Here is a 19,703-nt window from a genome sequence, read left to right as displayed (position 1 = left end):
AGACAAATAGTATTACTATTGCAATAAAAAATAAAATCAATCCACTCACCCGCTTTCATTTCTTATTTAATTTCTTTTCTATTAAAGAGGAACATGCCGCAAACGGTAATGACAAATATTGTCCACAATCCAATTACTATTGCTTTTATCTGCTCTCTACCCAACATCATAGGAGTAAATACGTCTGAAAATTGCTGGAAAATGGAGTAGTTGTAAATGACACCAACGATTGACTCCGATGGGAATTGTTGCATTCCAATCATGACGATGTTCAACAGAATGGAGAAAAGAATTGTTTTACCACTTTCTTCAGTAATTATCGAAAGTAACATGATTATCGCAGTATATCCTAGAAACTGTATAGTAAACAAACTGTACGCCCTACTTAAAAACTGTAAATTTTCCACACTCCATATTTCTGCATACCCAAACGCAGATACTATGATTAAAGCAGTAATTAACGGAATAAGAATCGTAATCATCAACGATCCAAAAGAAAAAATAAGATACTTCGCCAAGTAAATCTTTGACCTATTATGACCACTCATCATTTGTGTGCGTATGATGCCATTATTGGAGAATTCACCGGAAATAAAAAAGCCAGCGAGTGATGCGACAATCAAGTTAAAAATAAACGGTACCGTGAAAACACCTAAACCATTCAATTCTCCCAAACCAGCGGCATCAAACGGGGTGCCACTCATCATCCACCATTCCGTAATAATTAAACAATGAAATAGAACACTTAAAGCCGAAACGGTTAACGTGATGACCCAAAATGATTTATTTCGCTGTAATTTATACCATTCAACTTTCAGCAGATTATTCATGCTCTCCCTCCTCTATCACCTTTGAAAAGTAACTTTCAAGGCTATCACCATTTTGAGAGAGATGCTCCATGATTAGACCCTTTTGGGTAAGTGCAAGTGAAACTGTACGAATATCGTCGAGATAATCATAAAGTTTAATCGTACCATCTTGCATTATTTCAAAGTCTGAAGTTGCCAACTCTTGCTCCAATACCGTGGAAGCGATTGCTGGCCGATCCACTTTAATTTGCAGATACTGTCTACACTTCTCATCCAACTCTTTTGCTGTTAATTCCTCCATCAACTTTCCTTTATGAATAATCCCGAAACTGGTTGCAAGCAAATGAAGTTCACTCAAAATATGACTCGAAATCAAAACAGTTATTCCTTTTTCATGATTAATATTTTTAATTAGTTCTCTTAATTCAACAATTCCTGTGGGATCAAGTCCATTTATCGGTTCATCGAGTAATAAAAATTCCGGGTCACTTAGTAATGCAATACCAATCCCCAGCCTTTGTTTCATCCCCATTGAAAAGTTTTTCACTTTCTTATTTTTCGTATCCATGAGCCCAACTAGTTGTAATATATTATCAATGGACTCTCTACCCGGTATACCTCTCTGTATCCGTTGTATCTCCAAGTTTTCAAAAGCACTCATATTCGGAAATAGCGCGGGACTTTCTATGAGAGCACCCATCCTTTTTTGTGCATTTGTTAATCCTTTTGGATCGTCGTTTCCAAACCATTCGATAGTGCCTTCGGTTGGAAAAGCAAGCCCCGTAATTAGACGTAAAAGTGTAGATTTCCCTGCTCCATTTTGACCGATAAATCCATATATTTCACCTTGCTTGATGTTAAGATTCACATTTTCCAGGGCATAATTATGTTTATATTTTTTCGTTAAGTTCTTGGTTCGTAGTATATATTCACTCATTTTATGACCTCCCTTAGTGACTAACATCATTATGACCGGTGAAACATAAGAAAGACTTAAGATACCCCTTAAGAAAACCTTAAGATTTCATTCGATAGCCCATGCCCCAAATCGTCTCTATATATTCTTCTGCCGGATTGGCGTTCGCGAGTTTATTCCGTAAGTTGCTCATATGAACATTTACAGTATTATCATCTCCGTGAAAAGGCTCGCCCCATACACTTTCAAAAACATTCGCTTTGGAGAATACCTTTTGAGGCGATTCCATCAGCAAAGATAAAATTTTATATTCCCGTCCAGTCAATGTGAGCATAGAACCGTTAACAGTTACTTTCATTGCTTCCAAATCCAATTGAATGTCCTTATGAGTGAGCATTGCTTTAGGTTGCTCACTTGTATACTTATACCGTCGCAAAAGGGAGTCTATTCGTGCAGACACCTCCTCTACATCAAATGGTTTGGAAATAAAATCATCTGCTCCTTTACGCAATGTGCCAATACGTGTTTCTTTTTCATTCTTAGCAGAAATGATGATGACCGGAATCGATCCTTTTAACCGGATTTTATGAAGCACATCCTCACCGGACAATCCCGGAATCATCAAATCCAACAAAATTAAATCCCAAGATTGGTTATCTAAGTGAAGTAAAGCTTCTGTTCCAGAATAGGCAGACTTTGCCTTATAGCCGCTTTTCTTAATTATTCTACACAACAGTTGATTGATGTCGTTGTCATCTTCAACCACCAAAATATTAATTGTTTGATGCAATTCTGATCACTCCCTTTTATATAAACAGATAAATTGGCTTATACCTCTGCCGCTACAAACGAACTGAAACCAAAACGTTCTGTTTCTTCATTCCTATGATATCCTCTCAGTGCTCCCTCATAAACAAGATCTAATTCAACACATTCCTGAATATCACCTGGTGAAATTAATCCCGGCTGTTTCTTTATATCAACTACATTTCCTTCTTTAAGAACAGTTGCAACAAATTGTGAACAGAAGAAAGCATTTTTCCTTTCAATCGGTTTGTTAAACAAGAAGCCGAATAGACCTATGAAATTATAATGATACTTGTCTTGCTGCAATTCCATCTTTTGTATATACCTTGCCACTCTATCAAATTGTTCGTCTGATATGCTTATTGAATAAATTGCACAACGAGCCTGTTTGAATAATCCTGACTTGGTATCTTCATGAACAAATCCACCTCTGAAAGGATTGTACATTCTCTTTCTCCCAAAACTATAGACTTTTTTCAATTCTCCATCAAGGGAAATTGAGACATGGTTATATGTTTTTTTCGTATAAAGTTTAATCATCTTAGTTAGCAGTGATCCTGTATCTGACAATAAAATATATAACTTTTTATTTTTCATATTTGTCACCTCTGTTTGTAACTATACAGAGTAAAACATAAGGAATACTTAATTCATTTCTTAAGAAATGATTAAGTTATAAAACAACTAAAAAGACTACCACTTATGGAAGTGATAGTCTCTTTCATTTATTAATTTAGATACAATTCCATCGGCTCATTCCCTTTCTTATTCATGAGCCTGACACCGATTGGTTGAATTTCCAACAAGGTATAGTTTGGATCTTCTGGTCCATCGAAATACAATTTCATATCTTCATTCCACAACTCTTTTTTTAATTCCTCCGAATGATTAAACGTTACTTTCCCTTGATACTCGACAAATTCATCTCCAAAGCCATCACCTTCATACCCAATGATTATGTGAGTATATGGGTTTGCTTCTAGTTCATCTGTTTTCTCCGCATGCTTATCAGTTGGGGTAAACAGAGTCAAATCCCGATGAAAAAAAGTCATATATCTAGAGTGTGGCTTATTATTTTTTATCGTCGCCATCGTTCCAATATGACTTTCATTAAGTATTCTCTCAATTTGCTGTCTGACTTCCTCTTGATTCAATGACATGCACTCCTTGTAGATTTAGTCATGCTATTGTTTGTTAAATTGGTAAAAAATATACGATTCATTCTCAGTTGTCACTCCTTTCCAGCCTTTTCATAATCTATAGGCAGGAGGGGAATATGAGGATGAGTTTCAGTATATTTCTTCAAGAGATGCTTGTATTGTATATCATTGGACTGATTGGTTTTTTCGCTCGAAAGAAAGACATATTGAACCAACATGCAACTCAAGTGCTGACACAGCTGATATTGAATTTGACCCTCCCCTTTTTAATTCTTTACGCGATGGGTCAACCATATGTTTCCGGAGTGACGGGTAAAGTTTTTTGGTTAATTCCTATTTCTTTTCTTATTTTGAGTTCAGCAATCATATTAACCTTTCTTTTAAGAAAAGTGCTTCAGCTACCCGACGACAGGAGAAGGGTATTAGAAGGATTGGTCATCTTTGGAAATCAAGGATTTATTGGATTCGCATTATTATCCAGCCTTTTTCCTGAACACGGTCCACTATTTGTGAGTGTTTTTAATTTGCCTTATCTCTTATTGATTTGGACATATGGGGTATATTTATTCGTCGGCAATAAAGAAAACATTCCATGGAAGAAAATATTTCTTAACCCTGGAATTCTTGCAACGCTGATTGGGATGCTCATTTTTATGCTGCCAATCCATTGGCCAGTTATGTTATCCGCCCTATTCAACATAGTCGGAAATACCACCATTCCGCTGTCTATGTTGCTTATCGGAGCATTACTTGCCAACATGCAGTTGAGACAATCCCTTGTTCTGTTAAAAGATAAAACGATGTGGCTGGTTACGGCTTTACGATTAATCATCCTCCCGCTTTTACTGTTTCCTATTATATTTTTTTCCTTGCCTTTTCCACTTGCAGCAACCGCCATTCTCGTTACAGCAACACCAGCAGCCCCTACAATCGCCCTCTACTCCCAAACGTACGGTGGGGATACGGATTATGCTGCTTTCGGTTCAGCATGGACGACTCTATTATCAGCCTTCACCATACCAATGCTATATATTCTATTGTTGACCTGTTACCATATAATTCACTGATTTAATAAGGTATACGGTACACGTCAGGATGGAATAACCATTTCACAATATTCACCAGAAGAAGGATGGAGAGGCGACCCTCACAAACAACTAGAGCGTACTTTCATGTGAAAGAAAACTTCTCACTAGATAGTTATTAAATGTAAAAACCTGCGATCTCCAAGTTTTCATTTACAGTAACTTGAAACATGATATCCGCATCATTAAATACTCCATGAATCAAAATAACTTGATAACCACCATCAATTGTTTCTGTTTTGTTGTATTCGTAATCAATGAATTCACCCATTTGAACTTCAAGGCTTTCCCATAATTCCTGTAATTCTGCTGCTCCAAGCTGCTCACTCATCGTTTGATCAAACTTATCTGTAGCTTCTTCATATTGTCCCTGACTCAACTGTTCAATAAAATTTTCTGCTAGAGCGATTGACTCTTCGTCCTCTTGGATTTCTTTTTCTCCACTTTCTTCTTCAACCTGCTGCTCAGTGGAGTCTGTCTCATCTTCTGCAGTGTCTTCAGCTTGATTACACGCCGCCAATGAAAAGATAGCTAAAATCAGGATAGCTCCTTTTAAAAATTTACTCATTGATATCCCACTCCTTATTTTTCTTGTTTTAGTATCCATTCTCCTATATCTTGGATAACTTTGTCATCCACTTGGCCTGGAACCTTGTATTCTGCTAGAGTTCCTTTATGCGGCCCTTCGTAGGCTACAAAAGAATGGTTTAGCCCCGGGTAGCTGATTAAAGTTGCCTGTTCCTTACCAGAAAGCAATTCCTGCCATAGAGTAAAGTCTTTATCATAATATACTTGGAAATCATCTTCTCCTTGTAAAATGAGAATGGGCTTTTCCATCTCATCAATCCAAGCTCGAGTATCGAATTTATCCATATCTTTAAGATAATACCCGTTCATCCCAAACACAGTCATATCTTGTGCTGCTTCATCCCCTATCTCTTCCAAGCTTTTTGCCTTTTCATATTCTTCTTCAGCTAATTTCATCTGTTTTTCTTTCTCATCTTCCTCCTTTATCTGACTTTGGATAGCAGCACGATTTTGATCATACGCCACTTCCCATGAAGGTCTTGGGGTACCGGCAAGAATAACTAAACCCGCATAACCTCCCCCTTCAACATCAATTCGAGGAGCCAACATTCCACCAAGGCTATGTCCCACGATAAAAACACGTTCTTCATCGATCCTCGGATCTGCTTTTGCCAATTCAGCAGCACGTATTGCATCTTCCACCGTTTCTTCAAATACAGTTAAACGATTACCGAAATCCTTTATGAGTTCATCCGCATGGGTAAAGGTGCGTTTATCATAGCGGATGACTGCAATCCCCTGTTCTGCCAATCCCCACGCGATATCACGGAATGGTTTATAGGCAAAGACCGCCTCATCCCGATCACTCGGCCCGGAACCATGGACAAGAACGACTGCAGGTACGGTGTCATCCATCTCCACAGGAAGAGTGAGCAGTCCTTCCAATTCATATTTTGTTCCTTCACCAACAGTTATCTCCTCTTCAAGAATAGAGTCCGGCAATTCAACAGTCATCATACCTTCAGAAAGATGGAAGCCCACCAAACGCCTATCTTGGTTAAAAATCATCCGCACATCAAATTGAGTAGTCGTGTATTCCAATGTTGCCTCTACAATATCCAATGATTCTGTCCGATTTTCAGTTTGGAAAGAACGTGTAGCAATAAATTCATCACCCGCGGTCCTCTCTTCCCAATCCCCGGCTAAATCGTCTACTGATATAGAATTCTGAAGCTCTTCCGCAAACCAACTTTCACTTACTTTTTGGTATTCCTCATTCTGGAGTAGCGTAATCACTTCTTGAGCAGCTTCTTCAATTGTCATTACCTCTTCCTTATTCATACAACCTACTAATAACAGCAACATCACCAAGAAACAACTCCGCTTACATATTTTCATATACATAGGATTCCTCCGTTTTATTCTCCTTTGTATTACGAATACCATCTAAAAAGGTTCCGGATTTCATTCCTTTAAGTGAATGGTATTTGAATGGTTACAAATCTGTTCGAAATCACTGAATCATTTTATCAGGACATCCATTGAAACCATACTCGCTCAACTTTATTTTTGACTAATTTCCGAACCTTAAAATAATACCATATGAATTTACCATTATTTGAATATAATGGAACTAACAGAAAAGATGAGTCACTTAACAAAAAGCATAGATAGTTGGTGAAGATTATATGGGAGAAGTAACATTACTACTAGCGTTTGGAGCAGGATTATTATCATTCATTTCACCTTGTTCGCTTCCTCTTTACCCTGCGTTTCTTTCCTATATCACAGGGATGACAGTGGACGAATTAAAGACAGAACGAGGAATTTTAAGAAGGAAAGCTTTCATACATACGCTTCTTTTTTTATTAGGGTTTTCGATCATCTTTTTGGCAATCGGATTAGGGACCACATTTATCGGAGAATTCTTTAAAGCTAATAAGGAGTTATTGCGACAGCTTGGTGCAATAGTATTGGTATTCTTCGGTCTCGTCCTTACAGGTATTTTAAGTTTTGATTTCTTACTAAAGGACAGGAAGATCCATTTTCAGAAAAGACCTGCCGGCTATCTAGGTTCCATCCTGATTGGAATCGGTTTTGCTGCTGGTTGGACCCCTTGTACAGGACCCATTCTTGGTGGAGTGATTGCAATGGGAGTGGCAAATCCAGGAATGGGATTATTTTACATGTCTTTTTATATCTTGGGCTTTTCCATTCCCTTTTTAGTGATGACATTCTTCCTTGATAGGATGACATTTCTTAAAAAGCATGCAAATCGTTTCATGGTCATCGGTGGTTACTTAATGATTATAATGGGTATCATTTTATTTTTTGATTGGATGACCGTGATTATTGAATTATTAATCCCTGTGTTTGGCGGATTTACTGGGTTTTAAAGCTCCTATCACCGGAAATATTAATAAAAATAACCACCTAGCCGAACAAGCTAAATTGGGTGGTTATTTTCATGATATTTCTCGATTCCCCACATAAAATGAAGAAAATAATCGAATTTCCCCTGTTCAAACGATTGTTTGAACCACTTTCTTAAACTTTTAAAACCATTCGGATTGTCTTTAAAACATGTCCATCAAAGTTATCATCAAACTCACGGATAGGCTTAAACCCTTTAGCCTTATAAAACATTTTCCCAATCTCGTTATCTCTTTCTACGTTAATATAAATCTCTTTTACTTCATCCAATAATTTAATACCTTCATTTAATAAAGCTGTACCGACACCTGCACCCTGATTTTCAGGATAAATATAAATTGCTCCGAGCTCCACCTCTCCCTTCTCATTGACAGGTGAAAAGTTAGCAAAACCAACGACCTTCCCCTTTATTTCAGCAACCAGTAACAAGGAATGATTCATGCGATATTCCATGTTTTCGTCACTATAGGCAGCAGTAAGGAAGTTTTCTTGTACTTCGCCAGGTATTATTCCTGCATATGTTGCTTTCCAAGTTTTACTCGCCACATGTTGGACGTCTTTGATGTCTTCAGGGAGCATTTTTCTAATTTCTACAGTCATTTTTTCTCCTCCTTTATAAAAAAAGAAAACCTCATCTCTGTGAAGAGACGAGGTTTTCCCGTGGTACCACTCTTTTGGCATCATCAGCCATTCTTAGTTAATGATAACGGAATTTCTCCGTTGTATCCTACTAGTGTTCAGACACAATTCTCCGAGGTGCGTTTCATTCAATAAGAGCTTTTAGGCTTGCACCATCCCTAAATCGCTATAAACTCTCCCTTGAACTACTCTCCTCATCATCGATTCAGTTCAGTATTTATTACATTATACAGATTATACGGAAAATTACAAGTCCTCTTTAAGCTTAACAATTAATTCTGAGAATGGTAAACTGCAGGTAATTAGTATACGGAGGGTTCTCATATGGACATCAATCAACTTCAACAGTTAATAGCATCATTTCCACTAATCGAAGATTTAATTTCATTAAAGGAAACCCTATGGTTTAATCCAAAACTATCAGCATATCAAACGGGTATAGAGCTCGCTCCATTGTCTCGCGCTGATGTAATAGATGCAGAGGATAGGCTGAATCGGTTTGCCTCTTATATAGCCAATGTTTATCCAGAGACAAAGGAGGCGGGTGGAATCATCGAATCCCCCCTCGTAACAATCCCAAAAATGAAGCAAAAACTAGAGAAGGATTATTCACAACCCATTTTTGGTGAGTTATTACTAAAATGTGATAGTCACCTCCCTATTTCCGGATCGATTAAAGCAAGAGGTGGAATATACGAAGTACTGAAACATGCAGAGCAGTTAGCTATAGAAAAGGGACTACTCACAACCGACGACGATTACTCCATTTTAGCTAATGAGAAGTTCCGTACGTTTTTCTCCAACTATTCTATTGCTGTCGGCTCAACAGGGAATTTAGGACTCAGCATTGGCATCATGAGCGCCAAGTTAGGTTTCCAAGTCACTGTCCATATGTCCCGTGATGCAAAACAATGGAAAAAGGACTTACTTCGCAGTAAAAACGTTAAAGTGGTGGAATACGAAGCAGATTTCAGTAAAGCAGTAGAAGAGGGAAGAAGACAAGCTGAAAAAGATCCGACATGTCACTTTGTCGATGATGAGAATTCAACGGATTTATTTTTAGGTTATGCAGTTGCCGCTTCCAGATTAAAAAAACAATTGGATGGTTTAAATATAACCGTTGATGAAGAACATCCATTGTTCGTCTACTTGCCTTGTGGAGTTGGTGGTGGGCCCGGGGGAGTAGCCTTTGGCTTAAAACTTGCTTTTGGAGATCATGTTCATTGTTTCTTTGCGGAACCGACACATTCACCAGCCATGATGTTAGGAATGATGACCGAGCTTCATGACGAGATTTCCGTTCAGGATATCGGACTTGATAACCAAACTGCAGCAGATGGTTTAGCAGTTGGCCGGCCCTCTGGTTTCGTCGGTAAAGTGATGGAACCATTCTTAAGCGGATGTTTCACGGTGAGAGATGAAAGAATGTATAACTTATTAAAGGATTTGGCAGACACAGAAGAGATATTGTTGGAGCCCTCCGCATTAGCAGGCATGACTGGGCCAACGAAATTATTCCAAGAGGGGAAAAGTTATTTGGAAAACTACAATCTAACTGGGAAAATGGAAAACGCCACGCATATCGTGTGGGCGACGGGTGGAAGTATGGTCCCAGAGGATGTTATGGCTAGTTATTACGCAGAGGGGAAAAAATTAGATCAATAACCTTATCATTGGATATATGATGAGTAAAAGAGTGTATACTCAACAATAGTTGAAATCATACACTCTTTTCTCAATCCAAATTTTTAGTTTCTTCCCGCTCGTTTATTTTTCTTTTGATCTAGATTCAGAAATTCCGTATCTTCTGCAATCTCCACATCTCGCTTCGGCCGTGTATCATATTTTCTTACATTCCTCTGTTTACCTTTATCTTTTTCTCTGTTCTTATTCTCTTCAGACATGAATCAGACCTCCTAGTGAAAGATATCAGTCTTATCATGTCCTAGTTTATCCATTCCTATTTCATTTTTATGTGTATTGAAAGTTAGTTTTTGTTCAGACTATCCTTTAAAAGGAGTGAATCACATGAGCAAAGGTAAAAAGAAAAAGAACAAAAGCAAAGAGGAATTAAATGACATGAAAGACGATAAAAAGTACCGTCAAAATCGTCCTCCTAGATAAGTTACAGAAGTCGAAGGAAACTATAATTTCCTTCGACTCACTCACATCTTAAGTATAGGATCGGTTCATTAATACGATTCGCCAGCCATCCGGATCCTCAATGGTAACTCCCTGTTCTTTCCAATAATCGTTCTCTGGCTTCACTTCCGGGAAGCCCATTTTATTCAACCGATCAACTACAACATTAATTTCTTCTTTATTCGTTATATAAAATACCAATAGATTGTCTTTAGAGGGAGCTGGGCAGGGGCTTCCGTCAACATGACGGGTAAATTCCAAGTGATAGTCGACATCTGGTAATCCGATTATCACACCCTCATATCCTCGATGACCTTCGAATCGTTGTATCTCCTGCAGCCCTAATCCATTGACGTAAAAATCAATCACTTCTTCAAACTGATCGGTTGGCCTCGCAATTCTTACTTGAGCAGCAGTAAAATCTTTAAACTTCATTTTCTCAGCCCTTTCTTCCATTAATACTTTCCTGGGTTACTCTCCATCATCCGATCTTTATCTTGCTTTCCAATCTCTTTAACGTACCCAAAATACTCATTGCTGCCAAATAACTCGTTTTTGGATTGGATGGGAGCGGATTGTTTTTTATTGTAAAAGTTGCATCCCCAAATTCACCTTTCATTTCAACTTGATGGATATTTTTCTCGATATGTGGATCTGCGATCATTCTTACAGTTGTATGATGTATCCCTAAACTTGCTAGAGACAAAACGATGGAAACATTTATGTTTTTTGGAAATTGAATAATCGCATCTGCTGCTTTTCCTTCAAAAATAATTTTTTCTTCCGTTAGCGGTTCATCGATAAGTGAATGAGCAGGTTTTCTTGTTGTTATTGATACACTTGTCACCGTACCAAGTGCATGAGCATTCTGCAGTAAATCTAATCCGCCTATTGCACCTGATGGCAAATGAATAAAATGATTATGCTTTTCAGCTAATTGTTCAACTTCCAATAGTAATGCATTATCCACAAGGGCACCAACACTAATTAACACTACATCTTTTTTCTTGATGCACTCAGGAATAAGTGTCTTTACTGCCTCTACATTCGCCGCTTCTACAACTATATCAATCTCTGAATCCAAGAAAGCATGAAGATCTGTATATAGTTTAACTCCGAATTCAGATTCCAATGCCTCATATTTTTCTTTATTACGTACATAAACACTTTTGACTGAGATCGTATCTTTTTGAGATAGATTAATTTCTTTTAATAAAAAGTTAGCAATAGCTCCTGCCCCAATCAAGCCGACATTCATGAAATTCCTCCTCGATTTTTACTTCGTGACTTTGATCATTGTCAAGCTTTCTTTTTCTTATTTTTACGGTAGACAAAATAAATGATACTAGCAATGATAAGTGTAAATATAACGATTGTAATTGTTATATAGACAGGGTCTTCATTAATATGCTCCGGTGTGAAACGTAGTGCTAACGGTCCCCAAGACAGGAAGAACGGAACTATGATTGTGATCCATGATTTCGAATAAAATGCCCATGTAATAAATACAATGATGCATCCTATAACAATCAAGTTATTTTGCATTGGAGAAGCTATAAAAAATGGGTCTTGTTCCAAAAAGTGCACAGCTAGGAAAATTCCAGTTGTAATGATATATGCCGCTCCAACTATAACGAAGAACCATTTGGAATGAAAAAATTTTGGCAAGACACGGACGAGTAAGAACCCGTAAAGTACAAAGGACAGAGCACTTACAGTCCCTAGTCCCCAAATCCCCACTTTAGATAAGCTAAATTCACCCATGAGGGCAGGAGTAAAGCACGAGAATGCTACTACCAACAATACTGTCATGGGGGCCAGCGTCATAAACTGCCTTGCATCAAATCCCATTTCCTTGCCAATACTTTTCATATATTCCCTTGGTGAACTTCCTATAATATCTTTAATTCCTTTTCCCTCTGCTTCCGCAACAAGCAAATGGTCTTCCAGCTCAGCGGTAATTTCAGCAATTTCTTCTTCTTTCTTACCCTTCGATAAAAGATACATTCTAAGTTCTATAATGAATTGATCTGCTTCCTTAGATAACATCATCCCCATCCCCTTCTTCAAGCAATGAATAGACCCCGGCTGATAGCTTCTCCCAGTGCTCCTTAAACCTTTCCAGCTCTTCTAATCCTTCTTCCGTAATAGAATAATACTTCCTCTTCGGTCCAGCCGGAGATTTTCTCATGACAGAAGTAACCAGTTTGTTTTTCTGAAGACGCAAGAGAACCGGATAGATACTTCCTTCACTTACCACAGCAAAATTATGTTCTTTCAACTTCTCTGTAATCTCATAGCCATACGTTTCCCCTTTTGCAATCAGAGCAAGTAAACTCCCCTCCAATAACCCTTTTAGCATTTGTGTTGTTGTCGACAAGGTATTCACCTCAGTTAATTTGTTATCACTATCTTACATTACAATATAGTGTATTGCAAGATAGATTAGTTTATTTTATCTCTGTACCATAAAATCAGCACATAAAAAAAGAGCAGGTTAACAAACCTATTCCCTTCACATCTTATTCTTTGTGGGTTTTTATACCCTGAGTAATCCTCGGAATCCTCGAGAAGCGTAATAAGAATCTGCTCCATTATGATACATGAACACTTGCCCATACCGGTAATCGCAGAAAATCGCTCCACCCAATTCTCGAATCGAGTCTGGTGTTTTCACCCAAGTTGATGTTTTCTGATCAAAAACTTCTAACTTTTGTAAATCACGATACTGTTCTTCTGTTAAGAGCTCAATTCCCATTTCATTCGCCACATCCATTACACTATTTTTAGGCGGATGTTTTTTCCTCGATTCCAAAGCCTCCCGATCATAGCACAGGCTTCTTCGTCCTTTTGGGCTTTCCTTGGAACAATCACAGAAAATGTATGATCCCGTACCTTCCTCAAAGCCAACTACATCTGGCTCACCTTCTGTTCTTTCCATTTCATGTAGTGACCATAATTTATCAGGGTTAGACTCCAGCTTTGCTTCAACATCTGTCCACTGAAGCCCTTCATGGCGGTGCATGTTTTCTTCAAAACGTTTTTTCAGAACACTGAGTAATTCTTGATGTTGTTCTTCAGTCAATACTTTGCCCATTAGAGACATCTTCACTCCTTATTTGATTTGTAATTATTATTTCATTCCCTTTGTCCTCATTATACCTAAAATTAGTTTTCAATAGGGAAAAGCTAAAAATCTGCTTCCATTCTAAGCAATCATAGATTCTTTTTGCTGCTTGTTTACGATGTATTTTCTTCATAACATATCTAGCTATAGGTTGGGCAAGTGCTATTTCAATCCAAAATGCTATCCCAAAATTCCTAAACCAGCTGAGAAAGAGATTTGAATAGGCTCTATACTTATTTCTCTCGCACCAACCCAGGAGCCGACAATAGTGAGGATAATCGATAAGACAGTTACATTAAAAAAAGTATTCATTAGAATGCGTGCATTAAATCCATCCGTTTTTTCAATGAATTTCGGTAGGATCTTCCCTACTAACGGTCCTGCTACAAATCGTACTAGAATAATTACAATACCCCACATAAGTGGAACAATCTTTAACGTGTCTAAATAAACCTCTATACTGAAACCTCTTTCCATTCCCATGATTATCGGTGCAATTGTATTCACCGAGATCAAGGAAATAATCAACATAAATAATATGCCTTCCTTTGCATTTTGTGGCAATCTTTCTTCCTTATGCATCGTTACCCTCCGAAAAATTTTATTTTCAGATGGTAGACGTATCAAAATGACATATATTTTTGGTTACTTAAGTTACCAATATCTCTACACACTGATTTTTTCATTATACCATCTCTAAAGGAGGAACTGCATAGTAACATGATTAACCAGTCTTCAAAAGGTTTCATTTAATGGACTTTAACCAGCGGTTATCGTTAAGATGATAGTAATTGACACAGACAAAGGAGGCCCATCTATGGGATGGACATATGTATTATTTGCTGCAATTATTGAAGTTGTTTGGGTGCTTGGATTGAAGTATTCCGATAACTTCTGGATGTGGTCGGGGACGATAATCGCTCTTATTTTAAGCTTTTACTTCATCATTAAAGCATGTGAAGTCCTCCCATCCGGCTCCGTGTATGCCACATTTACCGGATCAGGAGCTGCAGCGATTGCAATCATTGATTTCGCCTTTTTAGGAGAAACATTTACAATTGCAAAAGGACTTTTTATCCTACTGATTATTATTGGTGTAGTAGGTATTCAATTGACGACAGGTGAAAAAGATAAATCACAGGATTCAGTATCGTTAAAGGAAGGTGATGCGTAATGGCCTGGTTTTATTTATTCCTCGCAAGCTTTGGAGAAATCTTCGGGGTTGCCAGCATCAATATGTATTTGAAAAAACGGTCATGGAAATGGCTTCTTACATTAGTTGTTGTCTTTGGACTTGGCTTTTATTTCCTTGCATTGGCGATGCGTGATATTCCTCTTGGAACTGCGTATGCAATTTGGACGGGACTAGGAGCAACCGGAGCGGTAATTATGGGGGTCGTTTTCTTTAAGGAAAAGATGAGTATTCTACGTATCATCTTCTTAACTTTTATCATTTCTGGAGCGGTAGGATTAAGGTTGGCTTCCTAGAAAGACGCGAGACCGCGATATTACTTGTAATCAGGCGTTAAATTTGACCATATAAGAAATGGTTTCGTCCGAACTAAATAGCGACTACTTTATAAGAACACGAACATGAACGGATTCTTTTCGTTCGTGTTCTTACACGGCTTCTAAGTGCATGAACATAAACAATTTCTTGTCATTCGTGTTCTTATACGGCTTCTATGAGCACGAACATAAGCAATTTCTTTTCGTTCGTGCTCTTACAAGGCTTCTAAGTGCATGAACATAAACAATTTCTTGTCATTCGTGTTCTTATATAGCTTCTAAGAACATGAACATTAAAAAAATCTTTTCGTTCGTGTTCTTACACGGCTTCTAAGTGCATGAACACAAACAATTTCTTGTCATTCGTGTTCTTATACGACTACTAAGTGCATGAACATAAATAAAATCTTCTCGTTCGTGTTCTTACACGGCTTCTAAGAGCACAAACATAAGCAATCTCTTTTCATTCGTGTTCTTATCACGCTTGTAAGGACTTAAATATATGCAAGTTCTTTTCATTGATGTTACCAAAATACCCTCCTAAATTATAAACTTCTTCGAGCACTCACACCTCATTAAGTTTCTATTTAGAAACAACTTTATTAAAAGCCGAGATACTAATCTTTTTCCAAATCCAGCCATACAATAATGCAAATCCGAATACCCCTAAAATAATTAGACTACTAAAATGAGAAGTTATCGATGGTCCCAATACGGCAAATCTGAATCCATATAATAAAATACTGATCCCCGAGGTCAGACATGTTGCCGAAAATACGCTAACCAATATGCTTCTCTTTAAATACCTAATCCCAGTTCCTAAACTTAGTCCTAATAATCCTGTTGTAAAGAGAAATATTAATAGCTCGCTTGGTTGTAATATTGCCAGTAATAATCCAGTTAAGCTGTACGTCATCACTCCAATTCTCAGTGACAGTAGACCCGCAAGCGCCAGTGGAAGAGTGGTCATCGTACTGAACAGATAACCGATCCCAGTGAATATTCCTGCTGATTGTAAAATAACTGCAATCGCGCCTAACAGCGCACCGACCACTAGATGCATCGCCCCTGAACGAATATCAATTATCGGAACAAGCTCCTTGCCCCAAGCTTTCATGAAAACTCTCTTAACAAAATTCCGCATTTGGCACCTCCATTATAGGTAAATGCCTTAATAACGTATTTTATGCTTGGAATGTTCAATCTGAGATTTTCTATAAAACAAGCTGCCAGCACACAGATGTGCTCGTACTGACGCTATTTACCTCCTGTTAATTAGATAGAAGTTACTATTTGGTACTATGGCAGCTGCATTGACCATAATCTTATAAGAGAGAAGAGAGGAAGGGGTAATATTAGTTGATAAAAGTTAATATTCAATTACGTCCGATTGTGACTAAGTTAAACTTGCCAACTGTTCTAAAGACAGCGGTCCTGCCAGGTGACTCGATGGAAAGATTGTTCATCGCAACTCAGGTCGGGGAAATCTTTTTCATTGGAGATGGAGATGTAAGGCTTTTTCTGGATATTCGCTCTCAAATTATAAAACTAGAAGATTATGATGAACGGGGATTAATAGGATTAGCATTTCATCCGCAATTTTATTATAACGGTCTTTTTTACATCCATTATTCAGTTGCTGACACCCAAGGTCCAGGTGCATTAGCTGAGCCTTTTAAACCTGATCCTTGCGATCCTGCTACGTTGAACCTCAAATGGACCAATAGAGAAACCCAATACGATCATATTGATACCGTTGAAGAATGGATGATACAGACAAACAGTGCCCCGATAAAAAGACGCACGTTACTTAACTTACGAAGGCCATTTGCTAATCATAACGGTGTTAACAGTTTGAACTTCTCTCCCGAAACCGGAAGACTTGTTTTAACAACTGGAGATGGCGGCTCAGGTTATGACCCATTTAATTTAAGTCAGGATGATATGGAAATGGCCGGTAAAATAATTGAAATTGATGTTGATACGAATACATTTATGAATAACCCTCCAGTAGTTACTCGTTTTAATGAACTACCAACAAGCATTCAGTCCATACTTACAATAATGGCAAAGGGGGGCCGCAACATACCAGGGATTGCATTTCAAAGGAGTAATAATCAATATATTAAATATGCAGGAAATGTCGGACAAGATTTAGTGGAATCCATTTTCTCATTCATCAATTACCGAACGATACCAGTTACACGATTAGTTCAGACTTCTCCAAATCAATCTGAACTTGATCGAGCCGGATTGATTAACTTCGGATGGCGAGGATGGGAGGGGGCCTTTCCCACTTCCATACCAAGAGAATGTTCCACAAATACAAGTCGCGATGAGAAAACAATTGCTTATTATCAAGAAGCAGTGGAAGCTTCAGCAAAGCGCCTTTTACCTTTAACTAGTTATTTTCATGATGATAGCAGAATCGATAAGTTTGAAGGTACTGCCCTTACAGGTGTGCAAGTCTATATGGGAAACTCACTTTCCGATTTGACTGGCAGTGTTATCTTTACCGACATTGCGAGGAAAGGTAATCCAGGAGCTCCGATAAGAGGGGCACTAGCTTATACGAAATTAGAGAAAAATTATAAACCCAGTGATTTCAGTGTTATAAATGTAGATTACGATTTTGGGTCTGAATCAGCTTATTATGTCAGTTTGGGAACAAACCTTGATCAAACTCGTCTATATTTGGGAGTTTATAGTTCTATGCAAGTAGCGAAATTAAACCAGGGTACCGTATTTGAAATTGAAACACCTAACTAATCTCTTACTTGTCCATAACCTGTTATTTTAGTATATTAGATTAAAGAATAGTACAATTAGGGGAAATCGATTTGCTGAAAATTAAGCCACTAGATACTGAAGACTACGAACTGATTCAAGCTGCCGAAGAAGTGATAGAAAAAAACTATCGATATGGCAAACACCATATCGGGGCAGCGATACGAACGGCATCTGGTAAAATATTTTCCGCTGTTCATGTGGAAGCGAATGTCGGAAGAATTACCGTTTGCGGGGAAGCAATGGCACTTGGAAAGGCTATATCAGAAGGGGAACATGAATTTGACTCTATTGTGGCTGTCGCTCATCCACATCCTCATGAAAATATAGATCACTGTTGGGTCGTCACTCCTTGTGGCATGTGCCGTGAGTTATTGAGTGACTATGGAATAGACATGGAAGTAATCATTCCCTACGATGGAGAAATAGTAAAGTGTCAAGTTTCCGAGCTATTACCTGAAAAATATACGAGCGATGAACCATCTTGATTGTTGAACTTTTTACATAAGATTCCTTCTTTTAATAATATGATATTTATTACAGCATGCTGCTAAAAACGGCATGCTTTTCATTTGCTTAAGGGGTAATACCATTTGGAAATTAGATAGAACATATCATCTTTCCTAGCTTCATATGATGGAATTAATATGATAAGGAGTGGATAGTATGGATGAATGGATTAAAAGTTTAAAAACCAATACACCACAGGAAGGTTTTGAGTTGGCGATCAAACTTGCAACTAAAGGAATTGAATATGTCCAACCAGATGAGAAGATTAGGAAAAAGATAAGACCAAAATACTCTCGAAACCCAGATAATCTCATTGCAGCTTCAGAAGTTATTGCAATTCATTACCAAACTGTTGCAGCTGCCAACAACTACTGGAGAACGAATAAAAGAGTCTATTGAGAAAATAGAGGGAGCTCATTCGAATAATTTATTTATTCGTTTTCAACTCCCTCTGTCACTTTACCCTTCCCCACTTACTATCGCATTCGTTTTGCCAAAGTTAAAAACAAGTATAATAACAAGAAAGAATATAAGACAATCCATATAAATGGGAAGACTGAAAGGCCTGAAACACTATCACCGTTCCAATGATATAAAGCAGTTTGTGTCGCAGTCGCTGGAGGGATAATCCATGTTAGAAATTTCAAAGGTAAAGGCAGAATCTGAGCAATTCCTAGAGCCGCTATCGAGAGCACAATGACCAGGGTCAACCCACCAAAAGAATTTATCGAACTTGTCATGATGGCTCTGCTGAAAAAACTAGCAATACTAACCCCTAATATTGCTAGAATCATGTGATTTACGAACGAGATTGTAACAATAGTAACCGTTAAAGGATCGTTAAACATGGAAAACACAATGGGATATAGAATAGCATAGAAGGAAAGAAAAACAGCGATAATCACAACAGAGATAATTTTAGATATGTAGTACCGGTTCCATCCCCCTGTATGTAACGACAAAACCCCACGGTGCACAGGGGATTCGATGGATAAGATACTTAAGCTTAACCATGCAGATATAATATAAACAATGATGGCCGTTACAGCATAACTATCAATTATTGGGTTTGGTTTATACGTATAGAAAATAAAGATCAAAATGACGAAAGTGGAAAGGGGTGGAAAATATTTATGGGACCGAATATGGGCTTGTCAAATAAAGTGTGTAAGTCCCCATTTACTCAAGGTACTTTAACACCCTATCTTTCAGTTCATCATGAAGAAGAAGCTGGTTCATCACCATGGCCCA

Annotated in this window: 25 protein-coding genes and 1 other annotated feature; of the genes, 8 read left to right on the top strand and 17 right to left on the bottom strand. The window is 37.9% G+C overall.

The window, feature by feature from the left end:
• Positions 1–62 precede the first annotated feature (62 nt).
• The 5 genes from ACFSBH_RS17655 to ACFSBH_RS17635 all read right to left on the bottom strand — a co-directional run bounded on the left by ACFSBH_RS17655 (position 63) and on the right by ACFSBH_RS17635 (position 3,686).
• Entirely contained in the window at positions 63–830 is a 768-nt protein-coding gene (locus ACFSBH_RS17655; RefSeq protein ID WP_251515478.1) for an ABC transporter permease, read from the bottom strand.
• Positions 823–1,746 (bottom strand): ATP-binding cassette domain-containing protein, encoded by a 924-nt coding sequence (locus ACFSBH_RS17650; RefSeq protein ID WP_251515480.1) that lies wholly within the window; start codon positions 1,744–1,746, stop codon positions 823–825. The genes ACFSBH_RS17655 and ACFSBH_RS17650 overlap by 8 nt, the downstream gene beginning before the upstream one ends.
• Before the next feature lie 79 nt (positions 1,747–1,825).
• Positions 1,826–2,515, bottom strand: coding sequence for a response regulator transcription factor (locus tag ACFSBH_RS17645; RefSeq protein WP_379598904.1), 690 nt, complete (start codon positions 2,513–2,515; stop codon positions 1,826–1,828).
• Between the two features lie 38 nt (positions 2,516–2,553).
• A complete protein-coding gene (locus ACFSBH_RS17640; RefSeq protein ID WP_379598903.1) occupies positions 2,554–3,129 on the bottom strand; it encodes a hypothetical protein in 576 nt (191 codons plus the stop codon).
• Positions 3,130–3,260: 131 nt separating this feature from the next.
• A complete protein-coding gene (locus tag ACFSBH_RS17635) occupies positions 3,261–3,686 on the bottom strand; it encodes a pyridoxamine 5'-phosphate oxidase family protein (RefSeq protein WP_379598902.1) in 426 nt (141 codons plus the stop codon).
• A gap of 128 nt (positions 3,687–3,814) precedes the next feature.
• On the opposite strand from ACFSBH_RS17635, the gene ACFSBH_RS17630 reads away from it, so the two are divergent.
• Positions 3,815–4,759 carry an AEC family transporter gene (locus ACFSBH_RS17630; RefSeq protein WP_379598900.1) on the top strand — a complete coding sequence of 315 codons (945 nt, stop codon included), beginning with the start codon at positions 3,815–3,817 and terminating at the stop codon, positions 4,757–4,759.
• Between the two features lie 136 nt (positions 4,760–4,895).
• Here the strand turns inward: ACFSBH_RS17630 and ACFSBH_RS17625 are convergent, their stop codons facing one another.
• Complete coding sequence (locus tag ACFSBH_RS17625) at positions 4,896–5,345, bottom strand: DUF3887 domain-containing protein (RefSeq protein WP_379598898.1); 450 nt, start codon at positions 5,343–5,345, stop codon at positions 4,896–4,898.
• Positions 5,346–5,359: 14 nt separating this feature from the next.
• On the bottom strand, positions 5,360–6,709 hold the full coding sequence (locus ACFSBH_RS17620) for an alpha/beta hydrolase (protein WP_379598896.1): 1,350 nt from the start codon (positions 6,707–6,709) through the stop codon (positions 5,360–5,362).
• A 284-nt stretch (positions 6,710–6,993) separates the two neighbouring features.
• Between ACFSBH_RS17620 and ACFSBH_RS17615 the strand changes: the two genes are divergently transcribed.
• Positions 6,994–7,701: a cytochrome c biogenesis CcdA family protein gene (locus ACFSBH_RS17615; protein WP_379598894.1), complete on the top strand. Its 708-nt coding sequence runs from the start codon at positions 6,994–6,996 to the stop codon at positions 7,699–7,701.
• A gap of 151 nt (positions 7,702–7,852) precedes the next feature.
• Here ACFSBH_RS17615 and ACFSBH_RS17610 read toward each other — a convergent pair whose 3' ends face one another.
• Entirely contained in the window at positions 7,853–8,338 is a 486-nt protein-coding gene (locus tag ACFSBH_RS17610) for a GNAT family N-acetyltransferase (protein ID WP_379598892.1), read from the bottom strand.
• 40 nt (positions 8,339–8,378) lie between these two features.
• Positions 8,379–8,587: a binding site (T-box leader), on the bottom strand.
• 120 nt (positions 8,588–8,707) lie between these two features.
• On the opposite strand from ACFSBH_RS17610, the gene ACFSBH_RS17605 reads away from it, so the two are divergent.
• Entirely contained in the window at positions 8,708–10,042 is a 1,335-nt protein-coding gene (locus ACFSBH_RS17605) for a D-serine ammonia-lyase (protein ID WP_379598914.1), read from the top strand.
• Between the two features lie 83 nt (positions 10,043–10,125).
• Here ACFSBH_RS17605 and ACFSBH_RS17600 read toward each other — a convergent pair whose 3' ends face one another.
• The 7 genes from ACFSBH_RS17600 to ACFSBH_RS17570 form a co-directional block, all read right to left on the bottom strand.
• Positions 10,126–10,281 carry a hypothetical protein gene (locus ACFSBH_RS17600; RefSeq protein ID WP_379598890.1) on the bottom strand — a complete coding sequence of 52 codons (156 nt, stop codon included), beginning with the start codon at positions 10,279–10,281 and terminating at the stop codon, positions 10,126–10,128.
• Between the two features lie 268 nt (positions 10,282–10,549).
• Positions 10,550–10,975 carry a VOC family protein gene (locus tag ACFSBH_RS17595; protein WP_251515502.1) on the bottom strand — a complete coding sequence of 142 codons (426 nt, stop codon included), beginning with the start codon at positions 10,973–10,975 and terminating at the stop codon, positions 10,550–10,552.
• 25 nt (positions 10,976–11,000) lie between these two features.
• Positions 11,001–11,777, bottom strand: a complete 777-nt coding sequence (gene nadX, locus ACFSBH_RS17590; RefSeq protein WP_251515504.1) for an aspartate dehydrogenase — start codon at positions 11,775–11,777, stop codon at positions 11,001–11,003.
• Between the two features lie 41 nt (positions 11,778–11,818).
• Positions 11,819–12,568: a hypothetical protein gene (locus ACFSBH_RS17585; protein ID WP_251515506.1), complete on the bottom strand. Its 750-nt coding sequence runs from the start codon at positions 12,566–12,568 to the stop codon at positions 11,819–11,821.
• Positions 12,558–12,881 carry a PadR family transcriptional regulator gene (locus tag ACFSBH_RS17580; protein ID WP_379598912.1) on the bottom strand — a complete coding sequence of 108 codons (324 nt, stop codon included), beginning with the start codon at positions 12,879–12,881 and terminating at the stop codon, positions 12,558–12,560. The genes ACFSBH_RS17585 and ACFSBH_RS17580 overlap by 11 nt, the downstream gene beginning before the upstream one ends.
• Positions 12,882–13,058: 177 nt before the next feature.
• Positions 13,059–13,625 (bottom strand): DUF4256 domain-containing protein, encoded by a 567-nt coding sequence (locus ACFSBH_RS17575; protein WP_251515508.1) that lies wholly within the window; start codon positions 13,623–13,625, stop codon positions 13,059–13,061.
• A gap of 201 nt (positions 13,626–13,826) precedes the next feature.
• Positions 13,827–14,228: a hypothetical protein gene (locus ACFSBH_RS17570; protein WP_379598887.1), complete on the bottom strand. Its 402-nt coding sequence runs from the start codon at positions 14,226–14,228 to the stop codon at positions 13,827–13,829.
• A gap of 235 nt (positions 14,229–14,463) precedes the next feature.
• Here ACFSBH_RS17570 and ACFSBH_RS17565 point away from each other — a divergent pair, with 235 nt between their 5' ends.
• A complete protein-coding gene (locus ACFSBH_RS17565; protein ID WP_251515510.1) occupies positions 14,464–14,820 on the top strand; it encodes a DMT family transporter in 357 nt (118 codons plus the stop codon).
• The gene (locus ACFSBH_RS17560; protein WP_251515512.1) at positions 14,820–15,134 is read left to right on the top strand and encodes a DMT family transporter; all 315 of its coding nucleotides are present in this window, start codon (positions 14,820–14,822) and stop codon (positions 15,132–15,134) included. Before ACFSBH_RS17565 ends, ACFSBH_RS17560 begins: the two co-directional genes overlap by 1 nt.
• A 604-nt stretch (positions 15,135–15,738) precedes the next feature.
• On the opposite strand, the gene ACFSBH_RS17555 is transcribed toward ACFSBH_RS17560, so the two are convergent.
• On the bottom strand, positions 15,739–16,299 hold the full coding sequence (locus ACFSBH_RS17555; protein WP_251515515.1) for a hypothetical protein: 561 nt from the start codon (positions 16,297–16,299) through the stop codon (positions 15,739–15,741).
• A 215-nt stretch (positions 16,300–16,514) separates the two neighbouring features.
• Between ACFSBH_RS17555 and ACFSBH_RS17550 the strand changes: the two genes are divergently transcribed.
• The 3 genes from ACFSBH_RS17550 to ACFSBH_RS17540 all read left to right on the top strand — a co-directional run bounded on the left by ACFSBH_RS17550 (position 16,515) and on the right by ACFSBH_RS17540 (position 18,851).
• On the top strand, positions 16,515–17,924 hold the full coding sequence (locus tag ACFSBH_RS17550; RefSeq protein WP_379598884.1) for a PQQ-dependent sugar dehydrogenase: 1,410 nt from the start codon (positions 16,515–16,517) through the stop codon (positions 17,922–17,924).
• Between the two features lie 71 nt (positions 17,925–17,995).
• Positions 17,996–18,430: a cytidine deaminase gene (locus ACFSBH_RS17545; RefSeq protein WP_379598882.1), complete on the top strand. Its 435-nt coding sequence runs from the start codon at positions 17,996–17,998 to the stop codon at positions 18,428–18,430.
• Between the two features lie 178 nt (positions 18,431–18,608).
• A complete protein-coding gene (locus ACFSBH_RS17540; protein ID WP_251517990.1) occupies positions 18,609–18,851 on the top strand; it encodes a hexameric tyrosine-coordinated heme protein in 243 nt (80 codons plus the stop codon).
• 77 nt (positions 18,852–18,928) lie between these two features.
• On the opposite strand, the gene ACFSBH_RS17535 is transcribed toward ACFSBH_RS17540, so the two are convergent.
• A complete protein-coding gene (locus tag ACFSBH_RS17535) occupies positions 18,929–19,552 on the bottom strand; it encodes a hypothetical protein (protein WP_379598880.1) in 624 nt (207 codons plus the stop codon).
• Between the last annotated feature and the right edge of the window lie 151 nt (positions 19,553–19,703).

This window comes from Oceanobacillus luteolus (assembly GCF_042678205.1).
In the GTDB taxonomy this organism is placed as follows: Bacteria; Bacillota; Bacilli; order Bacillales; family Amphibacillaceae; genus Oceanobacillus; species Oceanobacillus luteolus.
This window is presented reverse-complemented; position numbering and strand designations above follow the sequence as displayed.